This is a genomic window from Vibrio sp. nBUS_14, assembly GCF_051201655.1.
Lineage (GTDB): Bacteria > Pseudomonadota > Gammaproteobacteria > Enterobacterales > Vibrionaceae > Vibrio.
This window is the reverse complement of record NZ_CP179206.1, coordinates 916032-928673: the sequence shown is the minus strand read 5'-3', so window position 1 is coordinate 928673 and position 12642 is coordinate 916032. Positions and strand designations below refer to the sequence as shown.

The window sequence follows — 12642 nt, the reverse complement described above, 5'->3', positions numbered from 1 at the left end:
TATAAAGGGGCTTCCACTTTTCGAGATTTCATTTTGATGCCTAAATTTACGCTCATCTTTTCGTCCAAATTCCTTCTGCTTGCTATTGCTCTTTTTGGACTAGCTGGATGCCAGATTGAGTCTGAACCTAAAAGTGTCCTTGAGCAGATACGAGATCGCGGCGTTCTGCGTGTCGGCACACTGAATAACCAACTCTCTTATTACATTGGTCCCGATGGCCCTGCTGGCTTAGATTATGAACTGGCTCGTGAGTTTGCTAAAGAGCTTGGTGTAAAGCTTGAAGTTAAACCTGCATACCGCTTATCCGGCCTATTCCCTGCGTTGAAGAAAGGCGAAATCGATCTTATCGCGACTGGGTTAACACAAAACAACAACCTGACACGTACGTATCGCGCTGCGCCTGCTTATTACTACGTAAGCCAACAAGTCGTGTACAAGAAAGGTCAATGGCGACCAAGAAATCTCGATCAACTGATCAAGTTTGAGAACGATCGTCAGGCCGAGTTTGTAAAAAAACAATCTGAATCAGAAGAAACGGCATCAAATGAAACACTGACGCCATCTTTAGTTGTGGTGAAAGACTCACACTTTGAACCAACACTAAAACAGCTTCAGAATACACACGATGACTTTATCTACGATGCGGTCGGGAATGCAGACATCAATGACCTGCTAAAAGAAGTATCAACCGGAGAGCGATTGTTTACTGTTGCAGACTCCATTGAACTTTCATTGGCTCAGCGTTTATACCCTGATGTGGCTCTTGCTTTCGAACTCACTGAAGACCAACCTATCTCTTGGTATTTAGAACGTTCAGAAGATGAGAGTCTGTATGCGTTGCTGATTGAGTTCTTCGGTAACCTTAAACAGTCAGGTGAACTGGCTTCACTGGAAGAGAAATACATCGGTCACATTAGTACCTTTGACTACGTTGATACTCGTGCTTTTATCCGTGCATTGGACAGCAAGCTACCAAAATGGTCACCACTATTTCAGCAATACTCACAAGAATTTGATTGGCGCTTAATCGCTGCTTTGGCATACCAAGAGTCACACTGGAACCCAGTCGCGCGTTCTCCAACCGGTGTTCGTGGCATGATGATGTTGACGCTGCCAACCGCGAAGAGCGTAGGTGTAACCAATCGTCTTGATCCTAAACAATCGGTACAAGGTGGCGTGGAATACTTACGTCGTATCGTGAATCGAGTTCCTGACTCTATTACTCAACATGAAAAAATCTGGTTTGCCCTCGCGTCATATAACGTAGGTTACGGTCACATGATGGATGCACGTCGCTTAACCAAAGCACAAGGCGGTGATCCTGACGCTTGGGGGGATGTGAAAGACAGGCTGCCTCTTCTAAGACATAAGAAGTACTACAGTAAAGCTCGTTACGGTTATGCTCGTGGTGATGAAGCAAGGAATTACGTTGAGAACATTCGACGTTATTACCAAAGCATTATTGGCCATGTGAACAAGCGAAATAAAGAAGAAGAAGCAAGCCTTGAAGGTTTGGTGGTTATCCCACCTTTAGAGATCTCGGGCGCTGAATCGACAATCAGTGCGGCTGAATCCGCTGTCGACGAAGCTGAGTCTTCCAAATAAATAAAAAGAGCAATGCTATATAGCGTTGCTCTTTTTTTTGTTTGTTTAACTGCTGGTTAGCATTGAGAAAATAAGTAAACAAAGTGACCGTTAAATTTAAGGTGTCATATTGCAGTAACAATCGAACTTTATAACGACACACCATAAGCGCCATGTGTTCTGCTGTATTCAGACACTGGCCATCGCGATGGTTACTCAAAAGGTATCGCTAAGTTCGCGACAGAGCTCATAAACAAATAACCACTATAATTAAAACTGAAGTCATAATTACAAAGCCAGACGACAAATAGGAAATCGTTGAAATGATGAAGAACAAACTGAAATCGAAACGCCTTGATAAGACCGTTGCTGCAAACCGTCGTAAGCGTATGCTTTCAAATAATAAGAAAAAGATCATTTGGCGCAACCGTGCTTTCATGCAGATACTTTCTGAGTAAAGATACCGAGTAAGTTTTCTGCGGCACTCTTGCAATGAGAGTGCCGAAGCATGCTTCTATCTATTGTTACTGTCCTTATTCTTGTCACTTGCCTTATTGGCTTCTAAACGCTGCTCTTCCTGCAAACGCTCAAGCTTTCGCTTCTCTTTGATCTCTTTTCTACGTCGTTTAAAAAACGCCTGTAGTTGCTCGCGACACTCATCCTCTAATAGCCCGTGATCAACATCGGCATAGTGATAAGAAGCTTGGCTCTCAAACAAATTCAACACCGTCCCTGCAGCACCCGCTTTTAGATCTGGCGCACCAAAAACAATGCGCTTCACTCGGCTGTGTAACAAGGCACCCGCACACATAGGGCATGGCTCAAGCGTGACATACAAGGTGGTATCAAGCAGTCGATAATTTTCCAGAACCTGCCCCGCTTTGCGCAAGGTTTCCACTTCAGCGTGCGCTGTTGCGTCATGGCTGCCAATCGAACGGTTCCATCCTTCAGAGATAATTTCACCATCTTTTACTAACACGGCACCGACGGGCACCTCTCCCTCACTCTCCGCTTTTTTGGCTACTTCGATGGCTCGTCGCATGAAGATTTCATCTTGAGGGGTGAATTGATGGTCTGACAAAGGAGACTCCAAAAAGCAAACAATAGAAACAAAAAAGTATGCGGTGAAGCATACCTAATCTTAGTGATGATGAACAACAAAGAGATGTGAACAATAACCACGTGCTAGATAATAGAGGTTAGTTTTTACTTTTAACTATATCTCTATCTAAATAACAGAAAAAGCCCGCACATTTCGGTGCGGGCTTAGTAATGAATAAAGCTTAATTTTGCTTAGTTCAATCTTACATAGTGTAAGTGTAAGGTGCTTGGATACCCAGTGGGATACCAAGAGCCCAGTAAGCTAGCAGGAAGATTGACCAACCGATTAGCATAGCAATCGAGAATGGCATCATTAGAGAAGCTAGAGTACCGATACCTGTCGACTTAACGTAACGTTGACAGTAAACAACAACCAGTGGGAAGAACACCATTAGTGGAGAGATGATGTTAGACACTGAATCGCCTACACGGTAAGCCGCTTGAGATAGCTCAGGAGAGATACCCACAACCATTAGCATAGGTACTAGGATAGGACCAATCAGTGCCCACTTAGCAGAAGCAGAACCTACAAGAAGGTTAACTGCAGCCGTTAGTAGAATCATACCAACGATTGTCGCTTCACCAGGAAGATCCATCGCTTTCAGGCCTTCAGCACCGTAAAGTGCCAACATAGTACCGATGTTTGATTGAGCGAATGCAGATAGGAACTGAGCACAGAAGAACGACATTACAATGTATGCGCCCATCGTTGCCATCGTCTCAGACATTGCTTTGATAACATCATTACTATTCTTGAAAGTACCCGCAACACGGCCGTAGACGATACCCGGAATAATAAACAGGATGAAGATCAGAGGAACGATAGACTTCATCACTGGTGCTGAGAACGCCGTTAGTTCACCTTCAGGCGAACGAAGTGCAGAGTTTTCAGGAACCAAAGCAGCAATAAGCAGACCAATACCTGCAACCATTGCCCAACCAGCAAATTTGAATGCTTTAGATTCAATCGCCGTGAAGGTACCTAGATCAGGTGCTTGTTCTGCATCTTCATCAACAGGAGTGTTAGCAAGACGAGGTTCGATGATCTTCTCTGTTACGTACCAACCGATAGCAACGATTAGAACGGAAGATAGGCCCGTAAAGAAGATGTTCGCTAGAGGGTTAACCACGTATGCAGGGTCAAGAACGTTTGCCGCTGTTTGAGTGAAACCTGCTAGTAGAGGATCAATACCTGAAGGAATGAAGTTCGCAGAGAAACCACCAGATACACCAGCAAACGCTGCTGCAATACCCGCTAGAGGGTGACGACCCGCTGCGTGGAAGATGATACCGCCAAGAGGAATGACTAGAACGTAACCTGCATCAGCTGCTGTGTGAGACACGATAGCAACCAAAATTAGCATTGGCGTTAGTAGCTTAGCTGGCGTGAAGTTAAGCATCTTCTTAAGGCCAGTCGTAATGAAGCCTGAAGAGTCAGCAACGCCAACACCTAGCATAGCAACAAGTACAATGCCTAGCGGTGCAAAACCTGTGAATGTGGTAACCATATTCGCTAGGAAGCTAGCAAGCGCTTCACCAGTTAGTAGGTTGTTAACTTCTAGAGCAGCACCCGTTTGAGGGTTGATTAGGTCGAATGAAAGATTCGACAAAAGTGCAGATGCTACCCATACGATAACTAGAGCCCAGAAGAACAGAATTGCTGGGTCTGGAATTTTGTTGCCGGCGCGTTCAATGAAGTTTAGAAAGCGGTCCATCCCACTGGTCTTCTCAGTCGATGGTGCTTTTTTTACGGCTTGGTTACTCATGGTAACTCCATATGTGATGTTATTTGTTTAGGCCTAATATAAGTTTTGACCACGGCCTATTGGTGCAGCACATATTCTATTAAAGTCGCCATAAAAAAGCACAATATTCCACCTTATTTTCCATAAATGGAGACATATTTTGCAAAAATACAATGCAACGGCAACAATATAAAAACACAAAAAACACCATTCCATATACAGCCATTTAACTAGTACGCAAACAATGTCCTAGAAATGAAAAGTGTCGGTAAAAGGAGTGTCGTGTGCCTTGGCATGCAGTAAACGCTTGCTTAGGGATCAGTCAAACTCACTGTATTTGGATAGCATAGTTTCTAGATAAATGCTTTGTGATTTGTTCATACGATCTTGCCATGCAACTGTCACAATAATGTTTTTCAAAGCACCAGACAAAGCACCGTTGGCATTTGTCACTTCGCATGTCATCACATAAGCAGAGCCAGATAAGCCGGACAAGGGAACTGAACTTGTCGTGTTCAGACAGTAACTCACTTGATTGAGTTCCGAAAAAGGAATTAAACCTACCGCCCCACTCGCATTAGACGCCCGAGTTCGATAATACTCCATCTGCCTTTCAGCAAAATACAGCGCTTCAACACTGTGGAGAGCAAAGTCCGATTTTTGTTCAACATAAATCTGTAATTTAACCAACCCTAACGAAGCAACCCCTATGAGCAAAAAAGAGATAAGCACCTCTATCAAACTGAAACCTTGGTGTTTAGAAGTCATTCCATGATCCTCGCTTCCATTGGTAAATTGCAGGCGGATCACTCGCATTAGATTCTGAACGAAAATCCAAATCCATATCACCAACAATCGTTGTCACACCAAGTGGCGAATCAAAGATAAGGCCACCTGAAGGTAAATCAGAGGCAAATTGAATCCCAACACTTTTTTTCAGGACGGTAGCGTCATCGATGTCTTTGATAAAAGGAGCAAATACATTGGGAGTGACAAGCGCTTTCCAGAAGTCGTCTATACGAGTTTTAACATGGCTCTTTTGATAGTCGACCAAATGATAAATCACACCGTTGTAAGCCATGGCACCATTTAACGCGAGCACACCATCTTGAATCACCAGAAGTTGAGATTGATTGTTGGCGGCAGCAAGCGCTGAATTGATATGGCAATTTCCCTCAACCCACAATCCCTTGGTTTGCCCTAGAGTAAAATGGTCCATAATTTCGGTGCCACACTCTGTCGCATTCAGTATCTGCACGCGCTTAAAAAGATCAGTGTCTTGTGATAAGTCGACAATATTTTGATCCGTTTTCGCGATACCAAAGAAAGTATAAAACGGGCTCATATTTGGATCGGGATTAAAATCTTTTTGGAAGGGAGGCTGATTTGTTCCTTGAGAGGAGTCTGGCGCATAAATTGAATAGCGACTTCCTGAATTGCCTTTGGGGATCTCCGTTTTATATTCGCTATCACATACGCCATCAAAACCAGAAAACGGGCCATCCGCACTTGGGTCGAGCACTTCTAAGCCTAACGTTTGTCCTAAATCACCATGTGTTGAATCGTATTGGTAAGTAAAAAGGTCAGCAAAAGTAACACTAACACACTCATATTCATTACCGCTGATCGGTTCTTCTTTTACTGTAGGCTTCAGGCTCAATGTACCAATGATCTCAATCGGCCCTGTTGATTGAATCGCCCCACCTCCTAACTGAGAGCTCTCACGAATGGTTTTAGACAGCAGCTGTGTATCAGTTGTCGATGCAATAATATAAGCAATGGAACTCGCACTATCCGAAACCTCAATTTGCGGTTCATTATCATAAGGAGAACACCAATCAGAAAAGTCGGCAGGACGAGCACTGGCATCTTTGATATCTAAAACGGTTTTATCGAGCTCACGTAGATAGGAATATGCACACTCTAAACCACCTTCCGAACGCCAATGATTTTGCCTTCCTTGCACCTCATTTTGAGCTACTTTAATTTGATGGAATACACTGCGATACGTGCCTAAGGTCACCACTAAAGCACCAATTAAAAGCACTGACGTAATCAATAAAGTCACCACACCACGTTGCTTTCTAAACATCATCATTGCCAGTTCCTCTGCTTAACATAAACAGAAACAGATTTGGAAACACCTGCGGTTGGAATTGACGCTGTAATATTAATATCAGTAAGCGTGCTCCTTATAGAATTCTGCTCCAATACCTGAGAAGTAATATTGAGTTCATCTACTTCGATGAGGCTGTCATCAAATAGCGAATAACAACCCGTGACTTCATTGAACGAAAGGAGGTCGTCAGATACAAGTATGCCCTTTTCACATATTTTCAGCCTAGTCCCATCCTTGCGGTAAACGATATGTCGATGATCTTTATCGTCACTTGAGCCTTGTCTGAAATAAACAAAACCAACCGCAACACCGCCACTCACTTGGATGGTGTTACTCGCGCCAGATAACTTAATTGAGTAACCATTAGCACCATCGTAGCCCGCTCGTTGGATATCTTCTTTCATCACCTGCATGGTGCTGGTTAGGTTTTGCAGCAGCAATAGCTCAATACCTTTATCTTTAGCGATTCTCTGCCCCGTAATAAACACACTGCCGATAATTGAAATAGCAAACACGCCAATCACAGAGGCCACCATCAATTCAATCAGTGATGTACCTTGTTGCTTGTGAGACGCTGCCATTATCGGCTTAACACGCTTCATAGCCATACTGCGCGCTCGACTCGCCGCACACCTTAATGCGCCCAGGAGGGCTAGATAATTTGATCAAAAGCCGATCGGTTGAAACTGTATTAGGCGCCAGATACAGAGTCCCTCGAGAGGGTCTTCCACGAACGCTCTCAAAGGTGATTCTGTCTCCGGTATAGTTATGAGAAAAAGAGAGATCACGAAAGGGTTCGCCCGACAACTGCAGTAAGGTTTCTCCTGACAAGTCTTCGGTCGGTTTTAACCAAATAGTCCAACCTCCAGTTGATTGCACTTCATTCTTTTCCATCGAGAAATGAACCCAAAGATCTTGATTCCTTTTTACTGACTCTGACTTAGCCTGAATAAGAAAACCATTTAACTCGCCAGCCAATCGCTGCATCTTCACGGTTTGCGTGACAGAACTAAAACTCGGGGCAGCCGTGGCTATCAGAATCGACAAAACCGATACCGTTATTAACAGCTCTAGTAGATACCCCCGTGCATGCACGGGGTACTTACTGTTACAACTCCATGCGGAGTTGACCAGAATCCTTTTCGCCCTGGTGTCTAACGTAATTCGCTATAACTTGTTCATTCACGCCTACGCTACTGACAAAGTAACCTGGCGACCACACAATGTTCTCTTTCCAGTAAACCTTACTTAGCCAACTGAACGTTTTTCGCATGTGGTGCGACGATTGGCTTTTTAGTTTACCCATGACGTCTGAAATACTGTATTTCGGTGGGATAAGCATCATCATATGCAGATGATCTTCATCAAAGCCTATCGTCTCAATCTCAACGCCAGGTAAACTTCGCAGTAACTTTGGCATAACCTTCCGTAGGTAGCTGCACATACCAGGATTCAGGATTTTCCGACGGTACTTAGTTACCCAAACTACGTGATACTTCGTGTAGTAGACACTATGGGATGAGGTGTAATATTGCATTTATCCATCGTACCGTCTCCAAAGGCATTCATCCACGGGTAAACCCGTGGTTTTCTGTATCCACAGAATAAAGTAAACCCGCGAGTCATTTCCCAAATCCCTATGTAATTTGATGCGTAACCGTATTTAATCTTGCGTCGATGCTACCACCGGAGAAAAATAGGCAGAGATATGAAAGGAAACTACTCGCGATGATTCGAAGAAATATATGCAACCACAGCAACTTAAGCATTAAAGGAATGACATTGGTCGAATTATTGATCGCTGTCGCCATCATGGGGATACTCGGCGCCATTGCCTATCCAAGTTATACAAACCATGTAATCAAGGCGCATCGAGTCACAGCGATAGCTGACATGACAAAGATACAATTGGAGATGGAAACGCTATACACGGGAAGCTACGTGTCCGCTGCGGAGAGTATTATTTCTGGAGGAACATGTTTGTTTTGCGATACGGATACCAGTCGCTACACGCTAGCAGTTTCGGCTAGCAGCACGACCTATTCGATTCAGGCTGAACCACTTTCACCACAGACAAGCGATGACTGCTTAGATTCGACGACCGATATTTTGGAATTGCACCAATCAGGAGTTTCGGAGCCAGAAGCGTGTTGGAAGTGACAAGATAAAATACCAAAGGACGCTAAATCTTATCTCCCGAAATCTCAGCTCTTTCTTCTTTAATCTTCTTCCTTGTTAGGTTCTTCTTTTTCTATGATCTATAGACACAAAAAAGCCTGCTACATGAGCAGGCTTTTCTAATTTTATCAATAACCTAATTACTTAGTTAGATCATCGAAGAAGTTTTTAACGCCGCTGAAGAAGCCTTCAGACTTTGGCTTATGCTTGCTCGCCGCTTCGCCACAACATGTCTCTTCGAAATCGCGAAGAAGTTGTTTTTGACGAGAGCTTAGCTTAACCGGTGTTTCAACTACTAGCTTAACGATTAGGTCACCCACACCACCGCCACGAACACCTTTCACGCCTTTGCCACGCATACGGAACATACGGCCCGTTTGTGTCTCTTCAGGCACTTTAAGGTTTACACGGCCATCCAGTGTCGGAACTTCAACTTCACCGCCTAGCGCAGCCATTGTGAAGCTAACTGGCACTTCACAGTAAAGATTGTTGCCGTCACGCTCAAAGATGTTGTGCTCTTTTACGTGTACTTGTACATACAAGTCGCCAGCCGGAGCGCCGTGCTCTCCTGCTTCGCCTTCGCCAGATAGACGAATGCGATCACCAGTATCAACACCTGCTGGGATCTTAACGTTAAGCGTTTTCGTCTTCTGTTTGCGACCTTGACCATGACATGAGTTACATGGGTCTTTGATGATCTTGCCTTTACCGTTACAAGTAGGACAAGTCTGTTGAACCGCAAAGAAACCTTGGCGCATTTGTACCTGGCCGTGGCCATGACAAGTACCACACGTTTGTGCAGAAGAACCCGCTTTAGCGCCGCTACCATCACAAATATCACATTCAACAAGTGTTGGTACTTCAATTTCTTTAGATACACCACGAACGGCTTCTTCTAGAGAAAGCTCCATGTTGTAACGTAAATCAGAACCACGTTGTGCACGCGCTTGACCGCCACCACGACGACCGCCGCCAAAGATATCGCCAAACACATCACCGAAGATATCGCCGAAGTCACCTTGGCCACCGCCGCCGTAACCGCCGCCGCCACCCATGCCACCTTGTTCAAAAGCTGCATGGCCGTATTGGTCGTAAGCTGCTTTCTTTTGAGTATCGGTTAGGATCTCGTACGCTACTTTTACTTCTTTAAATTTGTCTGCTGCGCTGTCATCACCCTGATTACGGTCCGGGTGGAATTTCATCGCTAAGCGTTTGTACGCTTTTTTAATATCACGCTCTGATGCATCGCGGCTTACGCCTAATACTTCGTAAAAATCACGTTTTGACATGTTCTAGGTCACCAAATAATTGCTACTACCGAATGATCACTTCAGTAGTCTGTGTATCAATCTAGATAAAAGTTCTGCCGGCTGAAGCACCGAATAAAGCTATTATCTAGATCGACAAGTCTAAATACAAATTTACGGGCGTGAGAGTTACCTCTGACGCCCGTATATTTAGAAATCGAAAAACGACTTTTTCTAAGCTAAAACACGATAGGTCAAGGAGAAGGCACGGACTTTCTTAACCAACCAAAAGGCAAGTGTAAGTGAGTACCTTCGACGAAGAAATCACGTGTTATAGCGACGAAAAATTATTTTTTGTCTTCTTTTACTTCTTCGAACTCAGCGTCTACCACATCGTCGTCTTGCTTAGGTTGTTCACCAGCGTCAGCACCAGCTTGTTCAGCTTGAGCTTTCTGTTGAGCAATTTCCATTAGCTTTTGAGCTGCTTGCATAAGTTCTTGAACTTTAGCGTCGATAGCTTCTTTGTCGTCACCAGACTTAACTGATTCTAGAGCTTCGATAGCTGCTTCGATTTTAGCTTTCTCGTCTGCAGGTAGAGCTTCACCAGCTTCTTCTACTTGCTTCTTAGTGCCGTGAATCATTTGGTCAGCTTGGTTACGTGCAGTTACTAGCTCTTCGAACTTCTTGTCAGCTTCTTTGTTAGCTTCTGCTTCTTGAACCATTGCTTCGATCTCTTCCTCAGACAAACCGCCTGATGCTTGGATAGTGATCTTCTGCTCTTTACCTGTCGCTTTATCTTTAGCAGATACGTTCAGGATACCATCAGCATCTAGGTCGAATGTTACTTCAACTTGTGGCATGCCACGTGGTGCAGGTTGGATACCTTCTAGGTTAAACTGACCAAGAGACTTGTTGTAAGTCGCTTGCTTACGCTCACCTTGAAGAACGTGGATAGTTACTGCGCTTTGGTTGTCTTCAGCTGTAGAGAACACTTGATCCGCTTTAGTAGGGATAGTTGTATTTTTCTCGATAAGCTTAGTCATTACGCCGCCCATCGTTTCGATACCGAAAGATAGAGGAGTAACGTCTAGAAGAAGAACGTCTTTAACTTCACCCGCTAGTACACCACCTTGAACAGCAGCACCCATTGCAACAGCTTCGTCAGGGTTCACATCTTTACGTGGCTCTTTACCGAAGAATTCAGTTACTTTAGCTTGAACCATAGGCATACGAGTCTGACCACCAACTAGGATAACGTCAGTGATTTCGCCTACAGATAGTTCAGCATCTGCTAGAGCAACTTTTAGTGGCTCAAGAGAACGTTGAACTAGGTCTTCAACTAGAGACTCAAGCTTCGCACGAGTCACTTTGATGTTCATGTGCTTAGGACCAGTCGCATCAGCAGTAACGTAAGGTAGGTTTACGTCAGTTTGAGTAGTAGAAGAAAGCTCGATTTTCGCTTTTTCTGCTGCTTCTTTAACACGCTGCATTGCTAGTGGATCAGCTTTAAGGTCGATACCTTGCTCTTTCTTGAACTCATCTACTAAGTAGTTGATCATGCGGTTATCGAAATCTTCACCACCAAGGTGAGTATCACCGTTAGTTGAAAGAACTTCGAAAGTCTTCTCGCCTTCTACTTCATCGATTTCGATGATAGAGATATCGAATGTACCACCACCAAGGTCGTATACAGCGATAGTGCGATCACCACCTTGCTTGTCTAGGCCGTAAGCCAGAGCAGCAGCAGTAGGTTCGTTGATAATACGTTTAACATCTAGACCAGCGATACGGCCAGCATCTTTCGTTGCTTGACGTTGAGCATCGTTGAAGTAAGCAGGAACAGTTACTACTGCGCCAGTTACTTCTTCGCCTAGGAAGTCTTCAGCTGTTTTCTTCATTTTCTTAAGAACTTCAGCAGATACTTGAGGAGCCGCCATTTTTTGGCCTTGCGCTTCAACCCATGCATCACCGTTGTCAGCCTTAACAATGTTGAAAGGCATGATTTCGATATCGCGTTGAACTTCTTCATCTTCAAAACGACGACCAATTAGACGCTTAATTGCGAATAGTGTGTTTTGAGGGTTAGTAACAGCTTGACGTTTTGCAGGTTGACCAACTAGCGTTTCGCCTTCTGTGTATGCGATTACCGATGCTGTTGTACGTTCGCCTTCAGCATTTTCAATTACGCGTGGTTTGTCGCCGTCAAGAACAGCAACACAAGAGTTAGTAGTACCTAAATCAATACCAATGATTTTACCCATCAGGCCATCTCCGAATATATATTATTTAGTTTTTGCTATACCCACATATGTGGGGGTGGGAATCAGGGATTCAACCCTAATACACAAAATTAAAGTGCAAATGTAATTTGCTTTCGTATGCACCATAGATAAGGGCTCACAAAGCCTTTTCAAGGGTAAAAATGGATTTTTTTTCATTTATTTTAATAAAAGGAATAATTAGGTACGAATACATATCATTACCGCCTATATAAGTCCCATAACTGGGTTTATCAACTTTCGATTATCCGTTGCTATAGCAAAGTTCTGTTTCTGGTAAAAAGACTAGTCAGACAGATTTCCCTCACAAAGCCATTCACTCTCAGTTAAAGAAGATAAAGTGCCCTCCTCCCCCAATAAAAAACGGAGCCACTTGGGCTCCGTTTATC

12 protein-coding genes are annotated in these 12642 nt (G+C 44.0%); 3 read left to right on the top strand and 9 right to left on the bottom strand.

Annotation, left to right across the window (positions count from 1 at the left end):
- The first annotated feature begins 36 nt into the window (after positions 1-36).
- Positions 37-1605 carry a membrane-bound lytic murein transglycosylase MltF gene (gene mltF / locus ACMAZD_RS04250; protein ID WP_435248691.1) on the top strand — a complete coding sequence of 523 codons (1569 nt, stop codon included), beginning with the start codon at positions 37-39 and terminating at the stop codon, positions 1603-1605.
- A gap of 302 nt (positions 1606-1907) precedes the next feature.
- Positions 1908-2042, top strand: coding sequence for a hypothetical protein (locus ACMAZD_RS04245; RefSeq protein ID WP_017106613.1), 135 nt, complete (start codon positions 1908-1910; stop codon positions 2040-2042).
- A 56-nt stretch (positions 2043-2098) separates the two neighbouring features.
- On the opposite strand, the gene tadA is transcribed toward ACMAZD_RS04245, so the two are convergent.
- The 7 genes from tadA to tnpA all read right to left on the bottom strand — a co-directional run bounded on the left by tadA (position 2099) and on the right by tnpA (position 8086).
- Positions 2099-2665 carry a tRNA adenosine(34) deaminase TadA gene (gene tadA / locus ACMAZD_RS04240; RefSeq protein WP_435248690.1) on the bottom strand — a complete coding sequence of 189 codons (567 nt, stop codon included), beginning with the start codon at positions 2663-2665 and terminating at the stop codon, positions 2099-2101.
- A 223-nt stretch (positions 2666-2888) separates the two neighbouring features.
- Positions 2889-4451, bottom strand: a complete 1563-nt coding sequence (locus tag ACMAZD_RS04235) for an AbgT family transporter (protein WP_435248689.1) — start codon at positions 4449-4451, stop codon at positions 2889-2891.
- Between the two features lie 297 nt (positions 4452-4748).
- Positions 4749-5198 carry a type IV pilus modification PilV family protein gene (locus ACMAZD_RS04230; protein ID WP_435248688.1) on the bottom strand — a complete coding sequence of 150 codons (450 nt, stop codon included), beginning with the start codon at positions 5196-5198 and terminating at the stop codon, positions 4749-4751.
- A complete protein-coding gene (locus tag ACMAZD_RS04225) occupies positions 5188-6528 on the bottom strand; it encodes a hypothetical protein (RefSeq protein WP_435248687.1) in 1341 nt (446 codons plus the stop codon). Before ACMAZD_RS04225 ends, ACMAZD_RS04230 begins: the two co-directional genes overlap by 11 nt.
- Positions 6525-7157: a PilW family protein gene (locus ACMAZD_RS04220; RefSeq protein WP_435248686.1), complete on the bottom strand. Its 633-nt coding sequence runs from the start codon at positions 7155-7157 to the stop codon at positions 6525-6527. The genes ACMAZD_RS04225 and ACMAZD_RS04220 overlap by 4 nt, the downstream gene beginning before the upstream one ends.
- Complete coding sequence (locus tag ACMAZD_RS04215; protein WP_435248685.1) at positions 7138-7644, bottom strand: GspH/FimT family pseudopilin; 507 nt, start codon at positions 7642-7644, stop codon at positions 7138-7140. Before ACMAZD_RS04215 ends, ACMAZD_RS04220 begins: the two co-directional genes overlap by 20 nt.
- A gap of 13 nt (positions 7645-7657) precedes the next feature.
- Positions 7658-8086 carry an IS200/IS605 family transposase gene (gene tnpA, locus ACMAZD_RS04210; RefSeq protein WP_140150538.1) on the bottom strand — a complete coding sequence of 143 codons (429 nt, stop codon included), beginning with the start codon at positions 8084-8086 and terminating at the stop codon, positions 7658-7660.
- A 140-nt stretch (positions 8087-8226) separates the two neighbouring features.
- On the opposite strand from tnpA, the gene ACMAZD_RS04205 reads away from it, so the two are divergent.
- Positions 8227-8709 carry a type IV pilin protein gene (locus ACMAZD_RS04205; RefSeq protein ID WP_435248684.1) on the top strand — a complete coding sequence of 161 codons (483 nt, stop codon included), beginning with the start codon at positions 8227-8229 and terminating at the stop codon, positions 8707-8709.
- Between the two features lie 158 nt (positions 8710-8867).
- Here the strand turns inward: ACMAZD_RS04205 and dnaJ are convergent, their stop codons facing one another.
- Together dnaJ and dnaK are read right to left on the bottom strand one after the other, a co-directional pair.
- On the bottom strand, positions 8868-10016 hold the full coding sequence (gene dnaJ, locus ACMAZD_RS04200; RefSeq protein WP_435248683.1) for a molecular chaperone DnaJ: 1149 nt from the start codon (positions 10014-10016) through the stop codon (positions 8868-8870).
- A gap of 305 nt (positions 10017-10321) precedes the next feature.
- Positions 10322-12235, bottom strand: a complete 1914-nt coding sequence (dnaK, locus tag ACMAZD_RS04195; protein WP_435248682.1) for a molecular chaperone DnaK — start codon at positions 12233-12235, stop codon at positions 10322-10324.
- Positions 12236-12642: the final 407 nt, after the last annotated feature.